Raw genomic sequence first — 24,527 nt, 5'->3', positions numbered from 1 at the left:
GGAGTTTACGAGGCAAAATGAAAGGACCAGAGATCATGCGTGACCTGTATCTGCTTCGTATGCTTCGATGATCGCGGCAACAAGAGGATGGCGCACCACGTCCTTGGATGTGAAGTAGTTGAAGCTGATTTTGGGGATGGACTTGAGCAGCCGTTCGGCGTCCTGAAGCCCCGAGGCGACACCGCGCGGCAGGTCGATCTGGGTCCGGTCACCAGTGATAACCATACGTGACCCTTCGCCCAGACGTGTCAGGAACATTTTCATTTGCATGGAGGTGGCATTCTGCGCCTCGTCCAGTACCACGAAGGCATTCGACAGGGTACGCCCCCGCATGAAGGCCAATGGGGCGATCTCGATTTTTTTATCCTCGAGCAGTTTGGCAAGTTGCTTGCCCGGTAAAAAATCATTCAGCGCATCATATAGCGGCTGCATGTACGGATCGACCTTGTCCTTCATGTCACCTGGAAGATAACCGAGTTTCTCCCCTGCTTCGACAGCGGGGCGCGACAGGATAATCTTGTCGACATGTCCGCCGATGAACATCGACACGCCCACTGCGACGGCCAGATAGGTTTTACCGGTCCCCGCCGGCCCGATACCAAAGGCCAGTTCATTGGCGAATAGCGAATGCACATATGCTTTTTGTGCCGCTGTACGCGGTTCGACGCGCTTTTTCCGGGTCTGGATTTCGATGCCACCCAGAATTGGCATTTCTAGCTGGTCACCTGCGCGCACACCTGTTCCGACAGCGGAATCGCCCATTCGCAGCAGACTATCGACATCGGCAGGTTCTATGCCGCGGCCGCCTTCCAGGCGGGCATAAAGCGTATCGAGAACCGATGCGGTTCGTACGATCGCGTCGTCTTCGCCCATCACCGAAAGCTGATTGCCCCGCCTGACAATCTGTACGCCAAAAGCTTTCTCAATGGCGGCAAGATGCGCATCGTAGGCACCGCACAGGTCGATCAACAGCCTGTTATCGGGGTATTCCAATAGTTGTGACGTGGTGCCTGAAGGCGGGATAATTTCACTGGAGCTCAAAGCCTGTTCCTATTCGAGAGTGTACATTTAACGATATGGGGCATTCGCAGCAAATGAGAACCCTCGATATCAGACAAAAAAGGCCGAGGCGCAAAACGCCCCGGCCCGAGAACGATGGGATCGCCCAGCAAGATCAGTTGGGGTCGGGGATCCGGGATCCGCCCTTGAAATCACCCACGGTATAGGTTGGCTGGGCCACACCCGAACAGACCGGCTTGCCATATTTATCCAGACGCTGGCTGAGGTAACCCTCCAGACCGTCGTCGATGATCCAGTGGTCGCACCCGTTGGGATCAACCCAGATGCCGGCTTGCAATTGGCTAAGGTGTTTGGTGTCGATGCCGCGGTCGATGCTTTTGTCTGCGGGATACCCGCGGCCTTCGAAGTCTGCACATGCCCCGAGGCCCAAGGCGCTGGCGACGACCAATATAACTTTTGTTTTTATCACGTTGTTATCCCCCTAGCGGATGCAGATAATTTCGACACGGCGATTCTTCGCCATGCCAGCCGCCGTGCCGTTCGGTGCCGCCGGTAGACGTTCGCCGTAACCCCGGACATCCGCGATACGTGCCCCGGTTTGCTTGGCAATGACCGCAACCGAATTCGCCCGGTTCAATGACAGCCTCATGTTGTATTCGTCAGAGGCGCGGCTATCGGTATGGCCGTTGATGATATACGAAACCGCGCCGGTAGTTTTAAAAAACTCGGCCAGACGCGCCTTGCCTTGCTGATTGATACGGTAGCTGTCAGTCGCAAAAAACTGATCGGTATTCATGACGCCGCAGACATTGCCCCGGCGGCAGACCGGAATGCCCTGGCGGCTGACGTTAGGGGTCATGTACCCTTCTGCGCCGTCATCCATCACCCAGTGCTCACACCCATCCGGGTCAACCCAGATCGTAGGGATATACTGCCCCTTGTCGCGCCCACCTTGCGATCTGGTTTGAGCATCGACAACCGATGCCTGGAATACGAATGTCGCGGCGATCATCGTACCAGCGAACAGCCGAAGCCCTTTGGAAAATGTGTCTAACACAGCCTTCGTCCTTTTTCTTATGTCCCCCGCTGAAAAGACCGCAAAGACACCGAAGCACCGCAGCTTTCCGCAATAATATCGAGAGATTAAGAGGTATTAACGGTTCTGTGAAGTAAGAATGCAGCGGTATTTATTATATTATGGCAACACTTAGGCCAATACGCGACAATTGTGGACCAATTGCATGACAATCAGCCGGGCCGACGTCTTGGCTTTTTCGTCTCAAAGTTGATGCGCGGTCAATGAATTGGTTTTTGCGTCTACGATTCTTACCTTTACGACCTCACCTATCGCGGCCCGGGCGTTGTCGATATGAACGGAATGAAGATATTCGGATTTGCCCACCATCTGCCCGTCGTCACGCCCGGTTTTTTCGACCAGAACCGAAAGGTCTCGTCCCACCATCGCGTCTTGAATGGCCCGTTGCTGATCAGTGATAAGCCCTTGCAAACGTTGAAGGCGCGCATCGGCCACCGCCGCATCCACCTGGGGTCGCTCTGCTGCCGGGGTGCCGGGACGGGTCGAATACTTGAATGAATAGGCATAGCCATAGTTCACTGTCCGGACCAGATCCATCGTCGCCTCGAAATCGGCGTCGGTCTCCTCAGGAAAGCCAACGATGAAATCGCCCGACATGACGATGTCGGGACGGGCGGCGCGGATACGTTCGATCAGCCTGAGATAGCTTTCGGCGGTGTGGCTGCGGTTCATCCGCTTGAGGATACGATCTGACCCGGACTGCACAGGAAGGTGAAGATAGGGCATCAGCTTTTCAACCTCGCCATGGGCGGCGATCAGTTCATCATCCATATCGTTGGGGTGGCTGGTGGTATAGCGAATACGCTCCAGCCCGTCTATTTTCGCCAGTTCACGAATAAGACGCGCAAGCGTGTAATCGGCACCTTCGGGGCCGGCTCCATGATAGGCATTCACGTTCTGGCCCAGCAATGTCACCTCGCGAACCCCGCGTTCGACCAATTCGCGCGCTTCGTTCAGGACCCGGCTTGCCGGGCGCGACACTTCGGCACCGCGTGTATAGGGCACCACGCAAAAGGCGCAGAATTTGTCGCATCCTTCCTGCACTGTCAGAAACGCGGAAGGTGCGCGCCGGGCTTTGCCCCTGCCCTTCATCTTGTCGAACTTGTCCTCTTCGGGGAAATCCGTATCAAGCGCAGTTTTTCCGGAACGCACCCGGGCCTCCATTGCAGGCAGGCGATGATACGATTGCGGCCCCACCACCAGATCGACGGCGGGCTGTCGGCGCATAATTTCAGCCCCTTCAGCCTGGGCAACGCACCCTGCGACACCGATCTTCAGCTCTGGGTTCTGGGTCTTCAGTGGTTTCAGGCGACCGAGTTCGGAGTATATCTTTTCCGCCGCTTTTTCACGGATGTGGCAGGTGTTCAGCAAGATCAGGTCGGCGTCAGCGGCCGTCTTGGTTTCGACATAGGTATCGCCCAAGGCTTCGGCCATGCGTTCACTATCGTAAACATTCATCTGGCAGCCATAGGTCTTGATGAACAGCTTTTTGGGCGCGGTCATGATAAGGTCCGTTGATACGAAGTGCAAAAACGCGGTCTAACAGCGCCAGCGTTGTCTTGCAATGCGTCCCGATTTAGCCGATCTAGAAAGGGTATCCACTGACGTCGGGGTTTCATGCAATATCGCAGTCTTGATCACTTTTTAAGCGAAGGGCAAGCCGCGTTGGCAAAGGGTCCGATCGCCCTGATCCTTGTGGAAGATGACGTTGAGATCGACACCACCGTAAGGCATCACCAGCAATACAGGTTTTCCCAGGTGATCGTGTTGATGCCGCCCAGCTTTGAACTGGCGCGCGATGTGGCCGGGACCGTCATTCGCATTGACTACGACCCCGACAGGGACCTGGCGCTGGAGACTGCCGTCAACCGGATGATTGACGCCGCACCAGGGCAGTGGCTGTATTTCTGCTACAATGCTGAATATCTGTTCTACCCGTTTTGTGAAACGCGCAGCATCGGCGAAATGCTGGGCTTTCACACCGAAGAGCGACGGGATGCGATGCTTACGTATGTCGTTGACCTTTATGCAGAAGATCTGGACAGGTACCCCAACGCGGTATCGCTGGATCAGGCGCATATGGACCGCTCGGGCTATTACGCGCTTGCCCGCCCCGGCGACACTATTGAGGCACCTCCCAAAGATCGCCAGTTGGATTTTTACGGCGGACTGCGTTGGCGGTTCGAGGAGCACGTCCCCGCGTCCCGGCGCAGGATCGACAGGATATCTCTGTTCAAGGCCAAACCGGGCCTGCGCCTGCAGACGAATTTTACTTTCAACGACGAAGAATATAATACCTACGCCTGCCCCTGGCACCATAACCTCACGGCGGCGGTATGTTCATTCCGCACGGCCAAGGCCTTGAAAAGAAATCCAGGTAGCACGTTCGATATCCATACGTTCAAGTGGCACAACTCCGCGCCGTTCGAATGGCACTCACGCCAGCTCTTGGATTTGGGACTGATGGAGCCGGGACAATGGTTTTGAAATTTCTTTTCGCGTCAAAACCCGGCCGATGAAACGCCGGGTCCGGGGGTGTCCCTACGGCCACGCCAATGGGCGCGATCGGTCTAACGCGGTGAGGATTTGCGGCGCAGACGGATAACCACATCAACCGATGCGATTTCGGCCCCGTCCGGTGCTTCGGGGAGCTTCGCTATCACCAGTTGATCCGAAGGCGCGTCGGTCAGGCAACCCTCGTCCTCCCAGAAAAAATGCGGGTGGTCATGGGTGTTGGTGTCGAAATAGCTTTTCGACCCGTCCACGGTAACCTCTTGCATCAATCCGGCGTCACAAAAGGCGCGCAAGGTATTGTAGACCGTGGCCAGTGAGACCGCATCGCCCTGCCCCTTGGCCGCTTCAAACAGGCTTTCGGCCGTCACGTGTCGATGTTGACCATCGCCCACCAAAAGCTGCGCAAGTGTCATTCGTTGCCGGGTTGGCCGCAGGCCGGCCTTCGATAACCAATCGGAACTGATCTTCTGCATCACTTGGGTCATTACACACTCTTGGGCCATTCGGGATATATATAGAGGACAAAGTGCATGGTTTTCAAATAAAAACCCTGAATGACCTCGGCACCTGCACCCTTGCGGGCACCATCTGCGCAATGCTAGACCGCTATGAACTTGAAATTCTGACCGCAGGAGCCGCGACAATATGGCCGATTACCCCACCAGTTTCGACAAAGAAGGTCTGCTTAAATGTGCCCGTGGTGAACTTTTCGGTCCGGGAAATGCGCAACTGCCTGCCCCGCCGATGCTGATGATGGACCGGATCACAGATGTTTCCGCCGACGGGGGCGCGCACGGCAAGGGTCATATTACCGCAGAATTCGATATCACGCCCGACCTGTGGTTCTTTGACTGCCACTTCCCCGGCAACCCGATCATGCCGGGCTGCCTTGGCCTTGACGGTCTGTGGCAGCTTACCGGTTTCAACCTGGGCTGGCGCGGCTGGCAGGGGCGCGGTTATGCGCTTGGCGTGGGCGAAGTGAAGCTGACCGGCATGGTACGCCCCGACCGCAAGATGCTGACCTACAAGATCGACTTTACCAAAGCCATCCAGACGCGCCGCCTTACCATGGGTGTGGCCGACGGCATCGTCGAAGCCGACGGCGAAGTCATCTATATGGTCAAGGACATGAAGGTCGCCCTGTCGGAAAGCTGAGCCGACAGATGACTTGATTTGTCGCCCTAATGGCGGCAAACGGGGATTGAACGCGCGGCAAGTACCCATGAGGATGCCAAGCGTGCGACAAACTGGGCCGAGGCCCGAAAGATCAAGGAGAGCGCCATGCGCCGCGTCGTCGTCACAGGGTTAGGGATTGTCTCATCCATCGGGAATAACGCGGAGGAAGTGCGTGCATCTCTCATGGCCGGGACCAGCGGCATTGTCGCGAGCCCGGAAATGGCCGAGCACGGGTTTCGCAGCCGGGTCGCCGGCACACTCAAGATCAATCTTGCCGATCATATCGACAAACGCACGTTGCGCTTCATGGGTGACGGTGCCGGATATGCTTACCTTGCCATGGGTCAGGCCATCGCCGACGCAGGGCTGACCGAGGATCAGATCAGCAACCCGCGCACCGGTCTGGTCGCCGGGTCCGGTGGTCCTTCGACTTCGGCGATATTCACCGCGCATAACATCGTGAAAGACACCGGTGCGACCAAGCGGATCGGGCCTTTTGCGGTTCCGAAATCCATGTCATCGACAGTCAGCGCAAACCTCTCGACCGCCTTCAAGATCAAAGGCATCAACTATTCCATCACCTCCGCTTGCTCAACATCGCTGCACTGTATCGGCAACGCGGCAGAGCAGATCATGATGGGCAAGCAAGACATCATGTTTGCAGGCGGCGGAGAAGAGCTCGACTGGACCCTGTCGTGCCTGTTTGATGCGATGGGCGCCATGAGCAGCAAATACAATGATGCCCCCGAAACTGCGAGCCGGGCATTTGACGCCAATCGCGACGGGTTTGTGATATCTGGTGGCGGCGGTATGGTGGTGCTCGAAGAGCTTGAGCACGCCAAAGCGCGCGGGGCAACTATCTATGCCGAAGTAACCGGTTATGCAGCCACATCGGATGGTCATGACATGGTGGCACCGTCGGGCGAAGGCGGCGAGCGCGCCATGCGGTTGGCCTTGCAAACCCTGCCCGAGGGGCGGAAAGTCGACTATATCAACGCGCATGGAACATCGACGCCGGTGGGCGACGTCGGCGAGATCGAAGCGGTCCGCCGGGTTTTCGGGCAAGGCAATACCCCGCCGGTGAGTTCGACCAAATCCATGACCGGTCATGCCCAAGGGGCCGCCGGAGCGTTGGAAGCGATTTTTTGCCTGCTGATGCTCAAGGACGATTTCATCGCAAAATCGATCAATGTCTTCGATCTCGACCCGAAGCTGGACCCGTCGGAAATCGCGCTGGAACGAGTTGACAACGCACAGCTGGATTCGGTGATGACCAACTCGTTCGGGTTTGGTGGCACCAACGGGTCGATGATCCTTTCCAAATTCAAAGAATAAGGGCCGCAGATGTCTGGTATGCTTAAGGGAAAACGCGGCCTGATCATGGGTGTCGCGAATGAGAGGTCTATCGCTTGGGGTATCGCGCGCGCCATGGCCGAAGCCGGAGCGGAAGTGGCGTTTACCTATCAGGGCGACGCGTTCGGGACCCGGCTTAAACCATTGGCGCAGAGCGTTGGTTCGGATTTCATGGTAGATGTCGATGTGACCGATGACGCATCACTTGACCGGGCATTCGACCAGCTTGGGGCACGTTGGCCTACGATAGATTTTGTGGTGCACGCCATTGCGTTTTCGGACAAGTCCGAACTGACGGGGCGCTTCATGGATACGTCACGTGAGAATTTCAAACACTCGCTGGACATCTCGGCGTATTCCTTCATCGAAATTGCCCGCCGAGCGCATCCTTTGATGAAAGAAAACGGCGGCACGCTGCTGACGCTGACATATCAGGGGTCGAACCGGGTTGTCCCAAATTACAACGTGATGGGTGTCGCCAAGGCGGCCCTTGAATCCGCTACGCGTTATCTGGCCAATGACCTTGGACCCGAGGGCATTCGCGTCAATGCAATCAGCCCCGGACCGATGAAGACGCTTGCCGGTGCCGCGATTGGCGGGGCGCGAAAAACCTATAAACATACCGATCAGAATGCCCCGTTGCGTGCGAATGCGACATTGGAAGCTGTCGGCGGGACCGCCGTCTATCTGGTGTCGGATGCCGGGGCCTGCACGACCGGCGAAACCATTCGGGTAGACGGTGGGTTTCATATCCTGGGCATGCCGCAGGCGGAAAATCTTTAAACGTTGTTTGACGTGTCGCTGACGGACCGGGGCGCTGCCCCGGACCCCGGGATTTCATGCCATTTGGAAGGCCCGTGGCCCTATCGCAACGGTGGGGTCTGATAGAACCACACCTTCATGCCGCCGTGGGCGATGGCGGCACCCTGCGGCTTCCAGGGCAGGCCTGTGGCCTTGGCCAGCGGCGGTTCGGAGGTCACCAGACCGACACGCCAGCCCTTGAACCGAGCCAGCAATGTTTGACCTAAAGTTGCGTATAGCGGGTAGAGCAATTTCTTGTTGCCGATGCGGCCGCCATAGGGTGGGTTTACCATAACCAACCCCGGCCCCCCTGGCGGGGGTTGCAACTGACCCGCTGCGTGGTTTTCGAAATTGGTCAGATCCGACACGCCTGCACGTTCGGCATTGGCGCGGCTCATACGGATGGCACCTGCGTCACGGTCCGATCCGAAGAAACGCAGGTTGGTTGATTTCGGGGCAGTGTTGCGCAGTGCGGCAAAGGCGTCAGCGTCGAAAGAGGCCAGGGATTCGAAGGCAAATTGGCGGCTGCGGCCTGGGTTCAACCCCAAAGCGATCTCTGCGGCTTCGATCACGAATGTACCCGAACCGCACATGGGGTCGACGACTGTTTCCGTGCCGCGGTAGCCGGCCTTGCCCAGCAAAAGCGCAGCGAGGGTTTCGCGCATCGGGGCTTTGCCGACGGCTTCCTTGTGGCCACGTTTGTGCAGCGATTCACCGGAGGTATCGAGGCTGATCGTCACCACATTATCGTCGATCCGTACCTTCAGCACCAGGGCTGCTTCTGGTGAGATCGTAGCACCCAGGCTCTCGCGCAGGGCCGTTTCGATCCGCTGGGTGGCAGCACCGGCATGGTAGATCCGTGAAGCCTTGGTTGTGACCTGGACGCGCACCGGCACGTCGGGGCGCAATATCTGTGCCCAGGGGAATTTCCGGGCCCGCTTATCGAGCTGTGCCAGATGGAACGCCATGAACGAGCCAATTCGCGCCAACACCCGCGTGGCCCCGCGGAGTTCCAGGTTTGCCCGCCAGACATCGGACCAGCCGCCCTGGATGGTGATACCTCCGGGTGATACCAACGGATTGGCGAAGCCTTTTTCGATAACTTCGTTCAGCAGGATATCTTCGAGACCCGGCGACGCGACAATGAAAATATCAAAAGTGTGTTGTGTATCCATGGTCGCTGCTTACTGCGGGCAGCGCCGGGTTTCGAGCATAATCTTCGGCAGGCCGCCATAGCGTTGCGCGTTGTACCGCGCAATCGCCTGAACCGGCGGACGGGCCGCGGTGCGGGCAGTCCCCGCACCGACGTCTTGGTCAGGCGGTATCAGGCGATTTTCACCAGCTTGATGTCAAATTGCAGATCTTTGCCCGCCAATGGGTGGTTTGCATCCAGGGTCACGGTTGCATCATCTACTTCGACGACCGTCACCGGCATGGCCTGACCATCCGGGGTTTGCATTTGTAGCTGGGTACCCACCTCGAGAGGGATATCCGCCGGAATCCCTTCGCGTGGCACAGCCTGGCGCATTTCCGGGTTCAGCGGCCCGTAGGCATCGTCACTGCCGATCTTGACGATCTTGTTGTCGCCGACTTCCATACCGGGAAGCGCAACATCAAGGCCGGGAATGATTTGGCCGGACCCGACCACGAACTCCAACGGCTCGCGACCTTCCGAGCTGTCAAACGTGCTGCCGTCAAGTAACGTGCCAGTATAGTGGATAGCGACCGTATCGCCGGCTTTAACCTGCGTCATAAAATATTCCTATCGTTGATGATTAAATACAGGAGGCCGCGTATCTGCGCGGGTGCTCCGGGTTCGGTGCTTAGTGTTTCAAGCCTGCGCGCCGCCGTAAACCCCCTTGGCTCCGGTTTTTCGGCCTTTTCTGTCCCCGCGGGCCGTGGCACTGTGCTGCGTGAACAATCCGAAAGGACAATACATGCCGATCACGACCTGCGTTTTTGACGCATATGGTACGCTTTTCGATGTCACCGCCGCCGCACGGCAAGCTGCATCCGAACCGGATTTCGCCGCATTGCGGAACGATTGGCCGCAGGTGGCGGAGCATTGGCGCCAAAAGCAGCTGAATTATTCCTGGCTGCGTGCCGTGACGGGGGCGCATGACGATTTTTGGCAAGTCACCCAGGATGGGCTGGACTGGGCTCTGGAAAAGACCGGGCATGATGGCAACGCTCCGCTAAGAGAGCGGTTGTTGGCCCTGTATTGGGAGTTGCAGTCGTATCCCGAGGTGCCAGAAATGCTGCAAACCTTGAAAGACGCGGGATTGAACACGGCGATCCTGTCGAACGGATCGCCTGCGATGCTGCAAGGGGCCGTCGATTCAGCGGGTATCGGCGGCACGTTGGATGTTCTGCTATCGGTCGAAACGGTCGGGGTCTTCAAACCCGATTCCCGGGTCTATGACCTGGTGGGCCAGCAATTCGGGTGCAGCAAGGACGAGGTTTTGTTCGTGTCCTCAAACGGTTGGGACGCAGGGGCCGCGACAGGCTATGGATTTACCACCGCCTGGGTAAACAGAAATAGCGATCCGGTAGACCGATTACCGTGGACACCGGTGCATGTTCTGAAACAACTGGACGGCATTCCCAAACTGGCTGGTGTATAATGCCAACGTTCAACAGTTCAGACGGGCTGAGCCTGTTTTACACGGATGAAGGTGGCCAGGGCCTGCCGATACTGTGCCTGGCGGGGCTTACACGATCTACGGCGGATTTCGACTACGTGACCCCGCATCTATCCGGTAACCGGTTGATCAAGATGGATTATCGTGGACGCGGGCGGTCCGATTTCGACCCGGACTGGTCCCACTATTCGCCCCCTGTGGAATGCCGAGACGCTCTTGAGCTTTTGGACCATCTCGGCATCGACAAAGTGGCCATCCTGGGAACCTCGCGCGGCGGGCTGAACGCAATGGGGTTGGCCGTGGGTGCCAGGGACCGTTTGCTGGGCGTCGCGTTCAATGATGTGGGACCGCATATCGACCCGCAGGGGCTGGACTTCATCATGCAGTACATCGGCCGTGATCCCGCTGCCAAGACCCATGTCGAAGCGGCCGAGGCGATGCCGCGAGTATTTCCCGAATTCGAAGGTGTGCCCGAAAGCCGCTGGATGGAGGAAGCGGTCAAGCACTACACCCAGACCGATACCGGCCTTACCATCACCTATGACAAGCATTTGCGCGACGCCGTTGCCAAGGCGTTTGCCAAGCCCTCGCCCGATTTATGGCCATTTTTCGATGCGCTGGAGGGCTTGCCGCTGGCCTGCATCCGCGGGATGAATTCCAACCTGCTTAGCGAAGACACGCTGGCGGAAATGGAAAGAAGACGCCCCGATATGGTGGTTGCACGGGTTCCAGGCCGCGGGCATATACCGTTTCTGGATGAACCCGAAGCGGTGGCGGCCTTGCGCAAATGGATCGGGAAAATGCAATGAACATCGACATGATCCGTGCTGCTGCCAGACGCCTGGAGGGGCACGTGCGGCGCACGCCTTTGCTGAATTCGCCGTTTCTGGATGACATCGCGGGGCGGCGTGTCTGGGTAAAGCCCGAATGTTTGCAGCACACCGGCAGCTTCAAGTTTCGCGGCGGTTGGTCGGCGGTTTCGGCGTTGGATCCGGAAGTGCGGGCCAAAGGTGTCATCGCCTTTTCCAGCGGCAATCACGCCCAAGGCGTCGCCTATGCGGCCAAGCTGCACGGGGTGCCTGCGGTGATCATCATGCCCGCCGACGCACCGCGCCTGAAGATCGCCAATACCCGAGCGCTTGGGGCCGAAGTCGTGCTTTACGACCGCATGAGCGAGGATCGCGATGCCATCGGCGCGCGGCTTTCCGAAGACCGAGATCTGACGTTGATCAAACCTTTCGACAATCCGCAGGTGATTGCGGGCCAAGGCACCACGGGGCTCGAGATTGCGCAACAGGCGGTTGAGGCAGGGATTGAAAACGCCGATGTGATTGTGTGCTGTGGCGGTGGGGGGCTGACATCCGGTATCGCGCTCGCGCTTGAGGTCGACGCCCCTACCCTGCGGGTGCGCCCCGCCGAACCCGAGGCGTTCGACGACGTGGCCCGTTCGCTGCAAACAGGACAGATACAGCGCAATGCCAACAGCGGCGGGTCAATTTGCGATGCAATCGTTACGCCGCAACCCGGCAACCTGACCTTTCCGATCATGCAACGACTGTGCGGTCCCGGTCTTGCGGTCAGCGACGACGAAGCTCTGCAAGCGGTTGCCCACGCGTTCAACCGTCTGAAACTCGTTGCCGAACCCGGTGGGGCTGTGGCGCTCGCTGCCGCTCTTTTCCGCACGGATCAGATAAACGGCAGCGATGTGATCGTAACCATTTCGGGGGGGAACGTGGATAGCGATATGTTCGCCCGCGCCCTTGCCACTCTTGATTGATCCAGCAAAGGAGCCACAGATATGAAGCTTTTTGATACGGGCGAAGTGCGCCTGCATTATCGCGTCGACGGCCCTGACGACGGCGCGCCGGTGGTCTTTGCCAATTCGCTTGGCACCGACATGCGCCTGTGGGACCCTATTTTGCCGTTCCTACCCAAGGGGTTGCGGATCATCCGATTTGACAAGCGGGGCCATGGACTGTCGACCTGCCCGCCTGCACCATATAAAATGGGATCCTTGATCAGCGACACCGAAAAGCTGATGGATTTTCTGGAAGTAAAGGAAAGCGTCTTTGTCGGCCTATCCATTGGCGGCATGATCGCACAGGGCTTGGCAACCAAGCGTCTGGATCTGGTCCGGGCGCTGGTCCTGTCAAACACCGCCGCCAAGATCGGTACGCCAGACATGTGGGCCGAGCGGATCAAGGCAGTAGAGGAGAACGGCATCGAAAGCCTGGCCGACGCGATTATGGAGCGTTGGTTTGCCGCTGATTTTCGAGGCACCCCAGAGCTGGAACTGTGGCGCAACATGGTCGTGCGTCAGCCGGACGCAGGCTATGCGGGGTGTTCCGCCGCGATCTCGGGAACAGATTTTTATACGCCCACCGCCGCGATGCGCTTGCCCTGTCTGGGCATCGCAGGTGCTGAAGACGGGTCGACCCCGCCCGATCTGGTTCGCGAAACGGTCGACCTGATACCCGGTTCAAAGTTTCATGTCATCCGCAAGGCCGGGCATCTGCCTTGCGTGGAGCATCCTCGGGAATACGCCCGCGTGTTGACTGATTTCCTAAGAAGCGTCGGCCATGTCTGACATTTTACTGGTACACGGCTCGTGTCACGGCGCGTGGTGCTGGCGTGATCTGTTACCCGAATTGCGCGCTTTGGGGCATACGCCCCGTGCCATAGACCTTCCAGGACACGGGGATGACCCGACACCCGTCAACGATGTTACCCTCGACAGCTATGCCGACGCGGTGCTCGCCGCGTCGACCCCCCAGACCGTGGTGGTGGGCCATTCGATGGGCGGGTTCGCGATCAGCGCCGCCGCGCAAAAAAACCCTGCTGCGATGGCGCGGCTGATCTATTTATGCGCCTATGTGCCGGCCCCCGGAATGACCCTTGCCGACATGCGCAAGCAGGCCCCCAGCCAGCCCCTGATGCCTGCGGTGCGCATGGCCGACGACGGCAAGAGCTTTACCCTTGACCCCACGATGACCGAGGCTTTGTTTTACAACGATTGCCCGCCCGGTGCGGCAGAATTCGCAATACCGCGCCTGTGTGCGCAAGCGATTGCCCCCACGACTGTTGCCCTGCCTGACACACGCCGCGCCGAGTCGCTGCCGCGCAGCTATATCCGCTGCATGGATGATCGCACGATCCCTCCTGCCTATCAGGTCACCATGACACAGGACTGGCCGGACAAGGATGTCTATGAAATGGCTACCGGCCATTCACCCTTCTTAACAGATCCCGCCCGTTTGGCGCGGATCATCGAAACGATTTTATCGAGGTAACCGATGGCCGCCAGCGTTTTTGACAGCCCCCTGTATGCGCATCTTTTCCAGACCGGCGATGCCGGCCGACTGTTTTCGGACAGTGCGGCGATCCGGGCCATGCTGCTGGTCGAAGGCGCGCTAGCCAAAGTACAGGGAGGCCTGGGCGTAATCCCCGAAATCAGCGCTGCCGCTATCCATCGCGCGTCGTTGGAAATTCAGGTTGATCCGGGTGCCGTCGCGGCGTCGACCGGCGAAAACGGCGTGTGTGTACCGGGCCTGCTGGCCCAGTTCCGGTCGGAAATGCAGGCACCTGAGTTCGCGCAGCACGTTCATTGGGGCGCGACCAGCCAGGATATCATCGACACCGCTTTGATGCTGCGCCTGCGTCAGGCATTGCTGCTGGCGGAAACCGATCTGCGCGAGATCATCGGCCATCTTGCCGATGCGGCGCAGGCGCATGCAGCGGTGCCGCTTCCTGCCCGGACCTATGGACAGCACGCCACGCCAACAAGCTGGGGCGCGGTGTTGGCGGAATGGGGGATGCCGCTGTGCAGCGCCATCGAGGAGCTTGAAAGCGTGCGCAAATCCTCGTTGTTCGTGTCGCTGTCAGGTGCCGCCGGCACCGGGTCCGCTTTGGGGCCGAAAGCGGCTGAAACCCGCGCGGGGCTGGCCAAGGCACTGGGGCTGAATGATCCCAAGCGCAGTTGGCATGTCGATCGCGGTCCGATCTTGCGCATCGCCGATTGGCAAGGTCGCGTGATGGCGGCGCTGACGCATATCGCGCAAAGCACCCTTGGCTTGACGATGACAGGTATCACCGAAGTCGCACTGGGAGCTTCGGGTGCGTCGTCGACGATGCCCCAAAAGCAAAACCCGGTGGGACCTTCCGCAATCATCGCACTTGGTCACCAGTTTACCGGGCAACGCGTAACCTTGCAGGCTGCTGCCGCGCACCAGCATCAACGCGATGGCGGTGCTTGGTTCTCGGAATGGATGGCGGTGCCACAACTGACGTTGTGCCTGGCCTCTGCGCTGTCTCAAGCCAAGCGGCTGGCGTCAGGCATATCGCCGCACCCGGTAAAAATGCACAGCGCCCTGCACGCAGAGCTGGGGTTGATCCACGCCGAAGCCCTGAGTTTTGCGTTGGCCGAGTTCATGCCCCGCCCCGAAGCACAAAGAATAACCAAGCAACTCTGCCTTGATGCTTTGGAAAAACAGGTCCCGCTGGCGGACCTGGTACACGCGGATTATCCCAGCGTGCCGGGGTCATTGTTTGACCCTGCGGCACAGTTGGGCCAGGCACCGCACGATGCAGCTGCGTTTGTCTCGCGGGCCCGGGCAATGTCAAACAGCTAGCGCGTGCAGCCAAGCATATAGAACCAAATCACATCAAATTACATCGAACCCAAGCAAGTCAGAGCACACCAAAGGCGATATTTACGCCGTCGTCAGGTCGACATCGTGGCCGATCCCCCCGCGCACCGCTGGAATTGACTGACACGATCACAAAGAGGCTTGCACCTGAAACGGGCAGGCGTCACCTTGGCTGAAATTCACGCGCTCGAAAGGACCTGCGATGCCACTGATCAAAGCCGCTGTTTGCCACGAGTTTGGTGCCCCCCTTGTTGTTGAAGATGTCGAGTTGCGGGCTCCCGAGGGCCGCGAAGTCGAGGTGACGCTTGACGCTGTAGCGATCTGTCACTCCGACATTTCCTATGCAGGAGGCGGCTGGGGCGGTTCGTTACCTGCAGTCTATGGTCACGAAGCTGCGGGTCGTATCAGCGCAACAGGTGAACAGGTCAGCGGCCTGGCCCCTGGCGATAGCGTCATCGTCACGCTTATCCGGGCATGTGGGTCCTGCCCCAGTTGCGCCAGTGGCCGGCCGGTGATTTGCGAAACACCCTATGACGGTGATACCGGACCGCTGAAGACCAAGGAAGGTGGCAAGTTGCATCAGGCGATGGCGTCGGGTGCGTTTGCCGAAAAAGTGGTCGTCGATCAGGCGCAGGTGGTGAAAATCAGCCCGGACATCCCGAAAGACGCGGCCTGCCTGATTGCATGCGGCGTAATCACGGGCGTCGGCGCGGTGGTGAATGCAGCTGCATTGCGCCCCGGTCAGGATGTCGTGGTGATCGGCGCGGGTGGCGTCGGACTGAACGCCATTCAAGGGGCGCGGATTGCCGGGGCCAGGCGCATCGTTGCAGTAGACATGAGCGAAGAGAAGCTGGCGATCGCCCGAGAATTCGGAGCGACGGACGGGGTGCTGGCCACGGACGACAAGCCTTGGCGCAAGGTCGCCGGTTTGGTGGGGCGCGCGGGCGTTGACGCGGTGATTGTTACGGTAGGTGCTATTCCCGCCTATGACGATGCGCCTAAATATCTGGCGGCCGGGGGGCGTGTGGTCATGGTCGGGATGCCACATTCGGGCGACGTATCGACCTATGAGCCGGTAATGCTGGCCGCGATGGGGCAAGGTATGGTTGGGTCGAAAATGGGTGATGTGGTGATCCAGCGTGACATCCCATGGATGGTCGATCTTTATACCCAAGGACGGTTGAAGCTGGACCAACTGATATCGGGGCGGTGGTCGCTCGGGCAGATCAACGAGGCTATTGACGATACCAAGACAGGGGCTGCACGGCGCAATGTCATTCTGTTTGATCGATAACGACGCGGGGGCCAGCCCCCGCACCCCCGGGATTTTGAACCATTTGGAAGAGAGGGTCGCGCGATGAAGTTGCAGGATCTGGATGTGATCGTGACGGCCCCTCCGGCACCAGGATGGGGGGGGCGATACTGGATATTGGTGAAGGTCACAACGGATACCGGCATCGTCGGTTGGGGTGAATGCTATGCGTCGACGGTGGGGCCGGCCGCGATGCGGGCAGTTATCCAGGACGTTTTCGAGCGCCACATGCACGCCGAGAACCCAGAAAATATCGAACTGATGTATCGGCGGGTGTATTCTTCGGGGTTTACACAGCGTCCCGACCCGACGGTAATGGGCGCTTTTTCGGGGCTGGAGATTGCCTGTTGGGATATCCTGGGCAAGCACCGTGAGCGGCCCGTTCATGCCCTGATCGGCGGGCGGATGAATGAGCGGGTTCGCGGCTATACGTATCTGTACCCGCTTGCGCATCATGACATGACGGGTTTCTGGACCTCGCCCCAGATGGCGGCAGAATCCGCGTTGGATTGCATTGCGCGTGGCTATACAGCGGTCAAGTTTGACCCTGCGGGGCCCTATACCCTGCGCGGCGGGCATATGCCGGCGATGTCGGATATCACGCGGTCCGTCGCGTTTTGCAAAGCTATCCGTGACGCGGTTGGCGAAAAGGCGGATCTATTGTTTGGAACCCACGGGCAGTTCACCACTGCCGGCGCAATCCGGTTGGGGCAAGCGATCGCACCCTATGACCCGCTTTGGTATGAGGAGCCGATCCCGCCCGATGCAGTCGAGCAGATGGCAGCCGTGGCCCGTGCTGTACCGATCCCCGTAGCCACCGGAGAGCGTTTGACCACCAAGGCCGAGTTTGCCCCGGTGTTGCGAGCGGGGGCGGCGGCGATATTACAACCTGCGTTGGGGCGCGCCGGGGGCATATGGGAAGCGAAGAAGATCGCGGCTATGGCAGAGGTTTATAACGCACAGGTCGCCCCGCATCTTTATGCGGGTCCCATCGAATGGGCGGCGAACATTCAACTTGCGGTATCTATCCCCAACATCCTGATGTGCGAATGTATCGAAACCCCGTTCCATGACAAGTTGATCAAAAGCTGCATCCGTGTCGAAGGCGGGTACATCGAGGCACCGACCGCCCCCGGATTGGGCATTGACGTGGACGAAGCATTGGCCCGGGCGCATCCTTACCATGGTCAGGACCTGCATTTGCAGATGCAGGAGGACCCGTGTGATTATGTCAACGGGAACGCATTCGAGGGCGGGGCCCCGTCGATAAAGACTTAGCGGCCCACCAAGGCACACGCCGACGCCACGATGTTTTCGCGCGATGGAAGTGTCGCGGCATAGGCCGGGCCCGTGGCGATGAAACTGTCCTGGGCCGTGAGCCGGGCGTAGCTGTCGATACCGCGTTCTTGCAGGAGCGCCATCAGTGCTTCGGCCTGCCCACCGGTACGGCGGCATTCGTCGACAATCAGTACGGGCCGCGCACCGATCGCTGCAATGATCGCATCTTGGGCCAATGGCGCGATCCAGCGCATGTCGATGACGCGCGACTGTACGCCCCGGGCGGCAAGGTCGACCTGGGCCTGGCGGCTTAGGTAATGGCCATTGCCATAGGTCAGGATCGCCAGATCGGAACCGTCTCCATACACGCCGATATCTTGCAGCCCGATACGCTGGTCCGGGTCGGGATAGAAGGTCATCCATGCGCCGTCGCCCGGCTCCAGCAGATCGCGCATCGGGTAAAGCGCTATGGGTTCGACAAATACCACCACGCGCTGTTCTTCGCGGGCCAGCCTGTGTGCTTCACGTAGCATCAATACAGCATCTGCCCCGCTGGACGGGCACGCGATGACGATGCCGGGAATGTCGCGAAGCACCGCCAGCGAGTTGTCATTGTGAAAATGGCCGCCAAAGCCTTTTTGATACCCCAACCCCGCGATCCGCAGGACCATCGGGTTGGACCATTGACCATTGCTGAAGAACGGGAGCGTCGCAGCTTCGCCGCGCAGTTGATCTTCGGCGTTGTGGAGGTAGGCAAGGAACTGGATCTCGGGCATCGGAATGAAGCCGTTATGCGCAGCACCGATGGCAAATCCCAAAATGCTTTGCTCGTCGAGCAGGGTGTCGATCACGCGGGCCGGTCCAAAGCGTTGGTGCAGCTTTTGCGTGACGCCATAGACGCCGCCCTTGCGACCGACATCTTCGCCCATCAACAGCGTTTCGGGATGTGCGAGCATCAGATCGTGCAGCGCCCAGTTGATCAGCCTGGAGAGCGGCTGCGGGCTGTCCATCTGGGCAAGGTCGCTGCCGAATACATCGGCGCGGTGTTCGACGCTGGGACCATTGGTCGGGGCGCAGAACCGTTTCGGAGGCACAATGCTTGCCATCACGTCAGCGGCCGTCGTCAGGTGTGGGCGGGTGACGACATCGCTGGCGACCTCGGCCACGCGATCAAGTGTTCGGGTATAGAGCGTCAAGGCATCCGTTGGGTCCATCACCCCAGCCGCGCTCAGCAAGCGCACGGTATGCAACAGCGGATCATTCGCCTCGTCTGCTTCGACCTCGGCACGGGGCAGGTATGATGTCGCGACATCGGCCCCGGCGTGGCCGTAAAGCCGAACCGTGCGCAGGTGCAAAAACGCAGGCTTGCGGTGTTTGCGGACGTAATCAGCGGCTTGTTTGGCCGACGCATAGGCCGCATAGAGGTCCAGTCCATCGGTCTCGAAGTAGCGCAACCCCGGCCGCGCTGACATGGAAGCCTTGATCCAGCCGGTTGGCGTTTTCGTCGATATGCCGATGCCGTTGTCCTCGCAGACAAACAGCAGCGGCAGAGGAACCCCCTGAACCGCGGTCCAACTGGCGGCATTGATAGCGCCCTGCGCGGTAGAGTGGTTCGCGGAGGCGTCGCCGAAGCTGCACATCGCGATCCCGTCACGCGGCAGCATTTGGTGTTCGGGGGGATTGCGCCGGGCAAGCCCGAGCGCATGTGCAGCACCGACGGCCTTTGGCAGGTGACTGGCGATCGTCGAGGTCTGCGGCGGAATCATCAACGTTCGGCTACCCAACACCTTGTGGCGGCCACCGCTGGTGGGATCATCAGCCGAACACGCAAACGACAGCAACATGTCGCGCATCATATCCTGACCCTCGACCTGATCTGCGCGGGCAATCTGGAATGCAGCGTCGCGGTAGTGCAGGAACGCGATATCATCGGGGCGCAGGGCATGCGCGACAGCCGCCATCCCTTCGTGGCCGCTGGAGCCGATGGTGTAAAACCCCTGCCCCTGTTTCTGCATGACCCGGCTTTGTAGATCGAGCGCCCGCGACAGAACCTGAGCGCGATAAAGCCTGATCGCCTCAGCGTCCGACAAACCGGGCGTGACGCCGCCGCCAACGGGAAAATCCCGCGCCGAAACGCGACGCAGGAAATTGTCATGGACGATCTGAACACGGTCCATCTTACACCTTATGACTATGCGTATCTTGCCAGATCAGTGGCAAGAATGGTGGTCCCAAAGGGGCATGGAGCCCCTTTTCCAATGCTTTAGAAGAACGCCTGCAGGCCGGTCTGGGCGCGGCCCAGGATCAGCGCGTGCACGTCGTGCGTGCCTTCATAGGTGTTCACCGTCTCGAGGTTCATCATGTGGCGGATCACCTGGAATTCGCCGCTGATGCCGTTGCCGCCGTGCATGTCGCGGGACATGCGGGCGATGTCCAGCGCCTTGCCGCAGTTGTTGCGCTTGACGATAGAGATCATTTCCGGCGCGGCGTTGGCATTGTCCATCAGACGACCCACTTGCAACGAGGCTTGCAGTCCAAGCGCGATTTCGGTCTGCATGTCGGCCAGCTTTTTCTGGAACAGCTGTGTCTGCGCCAGCGGCTTGTTGAACTGTTTGCGATCCAGACCGTATTGACGCGAGGCGTGCCAGCAGAATTCAGCGGCCCCCAGTGCGCCCCAGCTGATGCCATATCGGGCGCGGTTCAAACAGCCGAATGGGCCTTTCAGACCTTCGACATGGGGCAGCAACGCATCTTCGTCGACTTCGACGTTGTCCATCACGATCTCGCCTGTGATCGAGGCGCGCAGCGACAGCTTATTGCCGATCTTGGGTGCGGACAGACCCTTCATGCCTTTTTCAAGGATGAAGCCGCGGATCTTGCCGCCGTGCTCTTCGGACTTGGCCCAGACCACGAAAACATCCGCGATCGGCGCGTTCGAGATCCACATCTTGGAGCCCGTCAGCTTGTAGCCATTGGCGGTTTTCACCGCACGGGTCTTCATGCCCGCAGGGTCGGAGCCCGCATCCGGTTCTGTCAGGCCAAAGCAGCCGATGAATTCGCCACTGGACAGTTTCGGCAGATACTTCATGCGCTGCTCTTCCGAGCCATAGGCGTAGATCGGATACATCACCAAGCTGGATTGCACCGACATCATCGACCGATAGCCACTGTCCACACGTTCAACTTCACGTGCGACCAGACCGTAGGAAACATAGCTCCCCCCCAGCCCGCCATATTGCTCGGGCACCGTGACGCCCAGAAGCCCCATGTCGCCCATTTCGCGAAATATCGAAGGGTCGGTGGTTTCGTTGGCAAAGGCGTCGATCACGCGGGGCTGCAGCTTTTCCTGCGCATACGCGCGGGCACTTTGCTGGATCATGCGCTCGTCTTCGGTCAACTGATCGACAAGGCGGAACGGGTCTGCCCAATCAAAGCTCCCCATGTCCGGTGCGTCCTTTGCTTTCAATACTGGCAATTCAGTGCTCATCGGTGTTCTCCTCGGGGTGCGAATTTGGGGCAGTATTGCAAAGCAAACGGCAAATGACTATCGCTGCTTTGTCCTGAACCTATGAGTAAAAGTCATATGATAGCGCCGCGTCGCTTCCTGCCTTCGGTCAATTCATTGCTCGCTTTCGAAGCAGTTGCCCGGCTTGGCAGTGCCACGCAGGCGGCACGCGAGTTATCGCTGACCCAAAGCGCCATCAGCCGGCAACTCAAGACGTTGGAAGATCAGTTGGGCGTTGCCCTGCTTGGGCGGCAGGGCCGTCAGTTGGTGTTGACCGACGCGGGGAAAAGTTATGTCGTGCAGGTGCGCGACATACTTAACAAGCTGGCACAGGCGTCGATATCAGCCCGTACCAACCCGACGGCCGGTGCGCTGAACCTTGCCATACTGCCGGGGTTCGGCATGCATTGGCTGGCCCCCAGATTGCGCGATTTCGCCCAGACCCACCCCGAAGTCACGGTGAACCTCAGCACCCGACTTCACCCGTTCTCATTCCAGAACAGCCCTTTCGACGCCGCAATTCACTTTGGCAAGGAGGACTGGCCCGGCGTCGGTTATCTGCATCTTATGCCAGAAACCGTCGTGCCGGTCTGTGCGCCCGAGCTTTTGGGTGCTCCTTTGGAAAACGCCGCTGAAATCCTCACCTATCCGCTATTGCATCTTGACACCCGCCCACGCGGTTGGTCGCGATGGCTGCGTGCGCTCGGCGTCACACAGGACCCCCCTGCCGGTATGGTCTTTGATCAGTTTTCCACCATGGCGCAGGCAGCGGTACACGGGCTGGGAGTAGCCCTGTTGCCGACGTTTTCCGCAGCCCCCTATCTGCGCGATGGACAACTGGTATTGGCATCGACCCAAACCACCCACAGTATCGGCAATTATTACCTTGTCTGGCCCGAGGATCGCGTCGAAACAGCGGCGTTGAAATCTTTCAAAGGATGGGTGGCGGCCCAAACGGATAGGCATTTATAACCAATTTGCCCTAATTACGCCTTAATAGTTCATTAAATGAAGCTCAACTTGCTCGGATGGAGACCACCGACTCTGCCCGAATGATGGTAAGGAGCGGTACAATGTATAATTCTGTTCGCAAAACGGCGATGGTATCCGTGACAGTCGGCTTGGTGCTCAGCGCTGGCAGCGCAGTCGCCCAGACCCATTATGTCTTGATACACGACCGGGGGTTCTTCCCGGCGGTAACCTATCTGCAACCCGGTGACAAAGTTCAGTTTACCAACGAGGCATCAGACGTCCGCTCAATCCTGGGCGACAGAAAAAGTTGGAAATCAGGTAACATGAGCCGGGGCCAAACCTTTACGTATCCTGTCGACAGCAAAACTCCGCTACAGTTCGTTGCCACCGGTGAAACCCGGTACGGCGAAGTAAGCTATACCGGCGAGATCAGCTTCGCCGCGCCCCCGCTCAGCGAATAACGATGACCCGCTAGGGGACGCGGGTTTCAGCCCTCATCCGTTATTGTGCCGACTGTGACCAGACCATGGCCGCACGAAATACCATGTCTTGCTGCCCTTGCGTTTGCATCAGCGGCCCAGTTGAAAATTGACGTCCCCGTTATCGGACCAGCAGATGTTCCCGCCGGCATTCACTTTCTGCCTTCGACGTCATGCGCAATTTTGATACCTCAAATCCCAACCGATGAATGCCACGCCGTCCCGCACAGTGATATCGCCGCATAGGTTACCGACATTCGGTTTTACTTAACCGGGGCAAGGTCTATGTTGCAGACAGATATGCAAATCACTAAACCGCCCTATGCTTGTGCAGCCAAAGGCAAGGATGGATAGACCATCGTGACCGGCGCGATGACCGTCACGTAGAACCGTATCATGACCCGCCGTCGCAGGCATGACAGATTAAAGGCCCCCTTATGCTTCGCCAATTCCTGCCTGTCAGTACCTTGTTGCTTGGCTCCGCATTTCTGCTTTTCGCTGGCGGGATAAATGGGCTGATTTTACCTCTGCGCGGGCAATACGAGGGGTTCTCGGCGCTGTCGTTGGGTTTATTGGGAACCGGCTGGGCTATCGGCTATGTGTCGGGCTGCATCTTCACCGCCCGGCTGGTCGGGCGCGTTGGTCACATCAGGGCATTCGGTGCGATGGCCGCGATCGCGGCAATTTCCATATTGCTGAGCGCGTTGCTGGTGACTCCGATCGCCTGGATCATTCTGCGGGCCCTGTGCGGTTTCTGCTTTGCCGGGGCGGCAATGATTGTGGAAAGCTGGCTGTCCGAACAGACCGAACCTTCCAGCCGAGGAAAGGTGTTTGGAGTCTACACGATGGTTAACTTGGGCGCGACCACTGCGGGCCAAATGCTGTTGACGGTGGGGGACCCGAACGGATTTACCTTTTTCGCGATTGCCGCGATCTTTTATTGCTTGGCACTGGTTCCGACCGCTGTCAGTTCCAGTGCGACCCCTGCCCCGCTGGTTAGCGTCAATCTTGATCTCAAGGCACTTTGGCGCAACTCCCCTGTGGCCGTCATCGCGGTGCTATTCGTCGGGGTTTCCAATTCGGCCTTCGGCACGCTTGCTGCGGTTTACGCCGAACGTGTCGGGCTTGTTCTCGCGACAATTGCGCTTTTCACATCCATTCCGATCTTGGCCGGAGCACTGGCGCAGATTCCCGTTGGCTGGCTGTCAGATAAGACTGACCGACGTCACGTCTTGATCGGGTTGGCGGTGCTCGCCCTTGCCGCCGATGCCGCATTTCTTGTTTTCGCGCCTGACAGCAGAGCCCTTAATCTGGTGCTGGCAGGGGTTTTAGGCGGGTCCATTTTCGCCATGTATCCGGTCATTGTCGCCCACGCCAATGACCACGCTGCCCCTGGAACCTCGATCCAAATTTCCGGCGGCTTGCTGTTGCTTTATGGTGTCGGTGGAATTGTCGGCCCATTGATCGCCGGTTGGGCGATGGCGGGCTTCGCAGATCGCGCGCTGTTTGTCATCACGGCGGGCAGTCACGTCGTGATCATCTTCTACACCATGTTCCGCATCATGAAACGCGAAGCAGTTCCCGCGGAAGACAAGATTGATTTCCGGCCGGTTCCGGGCGGGCGTATTTCAACACCGCAAACGGCGGCCTTTGCCAAGGCAGACAGTGTCTCCGGCAACGCGTGAAAAGCCATGCGAAGCACGGTGCCCACGCATTGAAAGGCACAGTGCCAC

General features: G+C 58.9%; 24 protein-coding genes. 15 read left to right on the top strand and 9 right to left on the bottom strand.

The window, feature by feature from the left end; translation table 11 throughout:
- Window positions 1-33 precede the first annotated feature (33 nt).
- The 4 genes from AC13DE_RS13015 to miaB all read right to left on the bottom strand — a co-directional run bounded on the left by AC13DE_RS13015 (window position 34) and on the right by miaB (window position 3,619).
- Window positions 34-1,041 carry a PhoH family protein gene (locus AC13DE_RS13015; RefSeq protein WP_446296197.1) on the bottom strand — a complete coding sequence of 336 codons (1,008 nt, stop codon included), beginning with the start codon at window positions 1,039-1,041 and terminating at the stop codon, window positions 34-36.
- 133 nt (window positions 1,042-1,174) lie between these two features.
- Window positions 1,175-1,489: a hypothetical protein gene (locus AC13DE_RS13010; protein ID WP_446296196.1), complete on the bottom strand. Its 315-nt coding sequence runs from the start codon at window positions 1,487-1,489 to the stop codon at window positions 1,175-1,177.
- 12 nt (window positions 1,490-1,501) lie between these two features.
- Entirely contained in the window at window positions 1,502-2,077 is a 576-nt protein-coding gene (locus AC13DE_RS13005) for an OmpA family protein (protein WP_446296195.1), read from the bottom strand.
- 222 nt (window positions 2,078-2,299) lie between these two features.
- On the bottom strand, window positions 2,300-3,619 hold the full coding sequence (gene miaB, locus AC13DE_RS13000) for a tRNA (N6-isopentenyl adenosine(37)-C2)-methylthiotransferase MiaB (RefSeq protein WP_483048054.1): 1,320 nt from the start codon (window positions 3,617-3,619) through the stop codon (window positions 2,300-2,302).
- A gap of 114 nt (window positions 3,620-3,733) precedes the next feature.
- Between miaB and AC13DE_RS12995 the strand changes: the two genes are divergently transcribed.
- Window positions 3,734-4,603 (top strand): hypothetical protein, encoded by an 870-nt coding sequence (locus AC13DE_RS12995; RefSeq protein WP_446296193.1) that lies wholly within the window; start codon window positions 3,734-3,736, stop codon window positions 4,601-4,603.
- Between the two features lie 83 nt (window positions 4,604-4,686).
- Here the strand turns inward: AC13DE_RS12995 and irrA are convergent, their stop codons facing one another.
- Window positions 4,687-5,115, bottom strand: coding sequence for an iron response transcriptional regulator IrrA (gene irrA, locus AC13DE_RS12990; protein ID WP_446296192.1), 429 nt, complete (start codon window positions 5,113-5,115; stop codon window positions 4,687-4,689).
- Window positions 5,116-5,275: 160 nt separating this feature from the next.
- Here irrA and fabA point away from each other — a divergent pair, with 160 nt between their 5' ends.
- The 3 genes from fabA to AC13DE_RS12975 all read left to right on the top strand — a co-directional run bounded on the left by fabA (window position 5,276) and on the right by AC13DE_RS12975 (window position 7,942).
- Window positions 5,276-5,785 (top strand): bifunctional 3-hydroxydecanoyl-ACP dehydratase/trans-2-decenoyl-ACP isomerase, encoded by a 510-nt coding sequence (fabA, locus tag AC13DE_RS12985; RefSeq protein ID WP_446296191.1) that lies wholly within the window; start codon window positions 5,276-5,278, stop codon window positions 5,783-5,785.
- 126 nt (window positions 5,786-5,911) lie between these two features.
- On the top strand, window positions 5,912-7,141 hold the full coding sequence (fabB, locus tag AC13DE_RS12980) for a beta-ketoacyl-ACP synthase I (protein WP_446315906.1): 1,230 nt from the start codon (window positions 5,912-5,914) through the stop codon (window positions 7,139-7,141).
- Window positions 7,142-7,150: 9 nt separating this feature from the next.
- On the top strand, window positions 7,151-7,942 hold the full coding sequence (locus AC13DE_RS12975) for an enoyl-ACP reductase FabI (RefSeq protein ID WP_446296788.1): 792 nt from the start codon (window positions 7,151-7,153) through the stop codon (window positions 7,940-7,942).
- A gap of 80 nt (window positions 7,943-8,022) precedes the next feature.
- Here the strand turns inward: AC13DE_RS12975 and AC13DE_RS12970 are convergent, their stop codons facing one another.
- Window positions 8,023-9,135: a THUMP domain-containing class I SAM-dependent RNA methyltransferase gene (locus AC13DE_RS12970; protein WP_483048053.1), complete on the bottom strand. Its 1,113-nt coding sequence runs from the start codon at window positions 9,133-9,135 to the stop codon at window positions 8,023-8,025.
- 149 nt (window positions 9,136-9,284) lie between these two features.
- Window positions 9,285-9,713, bottom strand: coding sequence for an FKBP-type peptidyl-prolyl cis-trans isomerase (locus AC13DE_RS12965; RefSeq protein WP_446296790.1), 429 nt, complete (start codon window positions 9,711-9,713; stop codon window positions 9,285-9,287).
- Window positions 9,714-9,897: 184 nt separating this feature from the next.
- On the opposite strand from AC13DE_RS12965, the gene AC13DE_RS12960 reads away from it, so the two are divergent.
- The 8 genes from AC13DE_RS12960 (at window position 9,898) to AC13DE_RS12925 (ending at window position 17,838) form a co-directional block, all read left to right on the top strand.
- Window positions 9,898-10,584, top strand: coding sequence for a haloacid dehalogenase type II (locus tag AC13DE_RS12960; protein ID WP_483048052.1), 687 nt, complete (start codon window positions 9,898-9,900; stop codon window positions 10,582-10,584).
- Window positions 10,584-11,411: an alpha/beta fold hydrolase gene (locus AC13DE_RS12955; protein ID WP_483048051.1), complete on the top strand. Its 828-nt coding sequence runs from the start codon at window positions 10,584-10,586 to the stop codon at window positions 11,409-11,411. The genes AC13DE_RS12960 and AC13DE_RS12955 overlap by 1 nt, the downstream gene beginning before the upstream one ends.
- Window positions 11,408-12,379 (top strand): threonine ammonia-lyase, encoded by a 972-nt coding sequence (locus AC13DE_RS12950; protein ID WP_483048050.1) that lies wholly within the window; start codon window positions 11,408-11,410, stop codon window positions 12,377-12,379. Before AC13DE_RS12955 ends, AC13DE_RS12950 begins: the two co-directional genes overlap by 4 nt.
- A 21-nt stretch (window positions 12,380-12,400) precedes the next feature.
- Window positions 12,401-13,189 (top strand): 3-oxoadipate enol-lactonase, encoded by a 789-nt coding sequence (gene pcaD / locus AC13DE_RS12945; RefSeq protein ID WP_483048049.1) that lies wholly within the window; start codon window positions 12,401-12,403, stop codon window positions 13,187-13,189.
- Window positions 13,182-13,892: an alpha/beta fold hydrolase gene (locus AC13DE_RS12940; protein ID WP_483048048.1), complete on the top strand. Its 711-nt coding sequence runs from the start codon at window positions 13,182-13,184 to the stop codon at window positions 13,890-13,892. Before pcaD ends, AC13DE_RS12940 begins: the two co-directional genes overlap by 8 nt.
- A gap of 3 nt (window positions 13,893-13,895) precedes the next feature.
- Window positions 13,896-15,230, top strand: coding sequence for a lyase family protein (locus tag AC13DE_RS12935; protein ID WP_446296796.1), 1,335 nt, complete (start codon window positions 13,896-13,898; stop codon window positions 15,228-15,230).
- A gap of 220 nt (window positions 15,231-15,450) precedes the next feature.
- Window positions 15,451-16,542 (top strand): Zn-dependent alcohol dehydrogenase, encoded by a 1,092-nt coding sequence (locus tag AC13DE_RS12930; RefSeq protein WP_483048047.1) that lies wholly within the window; start codon window positions 15,451-15,453, stop codon window positions 16,540-16,542.
- A gap of 63 nt (window positions 16,543-16,605) precedes the next feature.
- Complete coding sequence (locus tag AC13DE_RS12925; protein ID WP_446313568.1) at window positions 16,606-17,838, top strand: mandelate racemase/muconate lactonizing enzyme family protein; 1,233 nt, start codon at window positions 16,606-16,608, stop codon at window positions 17,836-17,838.
- Here AC13DE_RS12925 and AC13DE_RS12920 read toward each other — a convergent pair.
- Together AC13DE_RS12920 and AC13DE_RS12915 are read right to left on the bottom strand one after the other, a co-directional pair.
- The gene (locus tag AC13DE_RS12920; protein ID WP_483048046.1) at window positions 17,835-20,015 is read right to left on the bottom strand and encodes a thiamine pyrophosphate-dependent enzyme; all 2,181 of its coding nucleotides are present in this window, start codon (window positions 20,013-20,015) and stop codon (window positions 17,835-17,837) included. The two genes, AC13DE_RS12925 and AC13DE_RS12920, sit on opposite strands and share 4 nt — an antisense overlap.
- An 86-nt stretch (window positions 20,016-20,101) precedes the next feature.
- Entirely contained in the window at window positions 20,102-21,325 is a 1,224-nt protein-coding gene (locus tag AC13DE_RS12915; protein ID WP_446313570.1) for an acyl-CoA dehydrogenase, read from the bottom strand.
- A 96-nt stretch (window positions 21,326-21,421) separates the two neighbouring features.
- On the opposite strand from AC13DE_RS12915, the gene AC13DE_RS12910 reads away from it, so the two are divergent.
- From AC13DE_RS12910 to AC13DE_RS12900, 3 genes are all read left to right on the top strand, one after another.
- Window positions 21,422-22,315: a LysR substrate-binding domain-containing protein gene (locus AC13DE_RS12910; RefSeq protein WP_483048045.1), complete on the top strand. Its 894-nt coding sequence runs from the start codon at window positions 21,422-21,424 to the stop codon at window positions 22,313-22,315.
- Between the two features lie 101 nt (window positions 22,316-22,416).
- Complete coding sequence (locus tag AC13DE_RS12905) at window positions 22,417-22,776, top strand: cupredoxin domain-containing protein (protein ID WP_446313281.1); 360 nt, start codon at window positions 22,417-22,419, stop codon at window positions 22,774-22,776.
- Between the two features lie 455 nt (window positions 22,777-23,231).
- A complete protein-coding gene (locus AC13DE_RS12900) occupies window positions 23,232-24,479 on the top strand; it encodes an MFS transporter (RefSeq protein WP_483048044.1) in 1,248 nt (415 codons plus the stop codon).
- Window positions 24,480-24,527: the final 48 nt, after the last annotated feature.

This window comes from Sulfitobacter sp. L-8 (assembly GCF_056859255.1).
The sequence above is the reverse complement of the archived record's forward strand: the minus strand, read 5'-3'. Positions and strand labels throughout refer to the sequence as shown.

Excerpts from the sequence above, each read along its gene's own strand:
- miaB (WP_483048054.1), bottom strand. The coding sequence starts at position 3,619 with ATGACCGCGCCCAAAAAGCTGTTCATCAAGACCTATGGCTGCCAGATG.
- AC13DE_RS12995 (WP_446296193.1), top strand. The coding sequence starts at position 3,734 with ATGCAATATCGCAGTCTTGATCACTTTTTAAGCGAAGGGCAAGCCGCG.
- irrA (WP_446296192.1), bottom strand. The coding sequence starts at position 5,115 with ATGACCCAAGTGATGCAGAAGATCAGTTCCGATTGGTTATCGAAGGCC.
- fabA (WP_446296191.1), top strand. The coding sequence starts at position 5,276 with ATGGCCGATTACCCCACCAGTTTCGACAAAGAAGGTCTGCTTAAATGT.
- fabB (WP_446315906.1), top strand. The coding sequence starts at position 5,912 with ATGCGCCGCGTCGTCGTCACAGGGTTAGGGATTGTCTCATCCATCGGG.
- AC13DE_RS12975 (WP_446296788.1), top strand. The coding sequence starts at position 7,151 with ATGTCTGGTATGCTTAAGGGAAAACGCGGCCTGATCATGGGTGTCGCG.
- AC13DE_RS12970 (WP_483048053.1), bottom strand. The coding sequence starts at position 9,135 with ATGGATACACAACACACTTTTGATATTTTCATTGTCGCGTCGCCGGGT.
- AC13DE_RS12965 (WP_446296790.1), bottom strand. The coding sequence starts at position 9,713 with ATGACGCAGGTTAAAGCCGGCGATACGGTCGCTATCCACTATACTGGC.
- AC13DE_RS12960 (WP_483048052.1), top strand. The coding sequence starts at position 9,898 with ATGCCGATCACGACCTGCGTTTTTGACGCATATGGTACGCTTTTCGAT.
- AC13DE_RS12955 (WP_483048051.1), top strand. The coding sequence starts at position 10,584 with ATGCCAACGTTCAACAGTTCAGACGGGCTGAGCCTGTTTTACACGGAT.
- AC13DE_RS12950 (WP_483048050.1), top strand. The coding sequence starts at position 11,408 with ATGAACATCGACATGATCCGTGCTGCTGCCAGACGCCTGGAGGGGCAC.
- pcaD (WP_483048049.1), top strand. The coding sequence starts at position 12,401 with ATGAAGCTTTTTGATACGGGCGAAGTGCGCCTGCATTATCGCGTCGAC.
- AC13DE_RS12940 (WP_483048048.1), top strand. The coding sequence starts at position 13,182 with ATGTCTGACATTTTACTGGTACACGGCTCGTGTCACGGCGCGTGGTGC.
- AC13DE_RS12935 (WP_446296796.1), top strand. The coding sequence starts at position 13,896 with ATGGCCGCCAGCGTTTTTGACAGCCCCCTGTATGCGCATCTTTTCCAG.
- AC13DE_RS12930 (WP_483048047.1), top strand. The coding sequence starts at position 15,451 with ATGCCACTGATCAAAGCCGCTGTTTGCCACGAGTTTGGTGCCCCCCTT.
- AC13DE_RS12925 (WP_446313568.1), top strand. The coding sequence starts at position 16,606 with ATGAAGTTGCAGGATCTGGATGTGATCGTGACGGCCCCTCCGGCACCA.
- AC13DE_RS12920 (WP_483048046.1), bottom strand. The coding sequence starts at position 20,015 with ATGGACCGTGTTCAGATCGTCCATGACAATTTCCTGCGTCGCGTTTCG.
- AC13DE_RS12915 (WP_446313570.1), bottom strand. The coding sequence starts at position 21,325 with ATGAGCACTGAATTGCCAGTATTGAAAGCAAAGGACGCACCGGACATG.
- AC13DE_RS12910 (WP_483048045.1), top strand. The coding sequence starts at position 21,422 with ATGATAGCGCCGCGTCGCTTCCTGCCTTCGGTCAATTCATTGCTCGCT.
- AC13DE_RS12905 (WP_446313281.1), top strand. The coding sequence starts at position 22,417 with ATGTATAATTCTGTTCGCAAAACGGCGATGGTATCCGTGACAGTCGGC.
- AC13DE_RS12900 (WP_483048044.1), top strand. The coding sequence starts at position 23,232 with ATGCTTCGCCAATTCCTGCCTGTCAGTACCTTGTTGCTTGGCTCCGCA.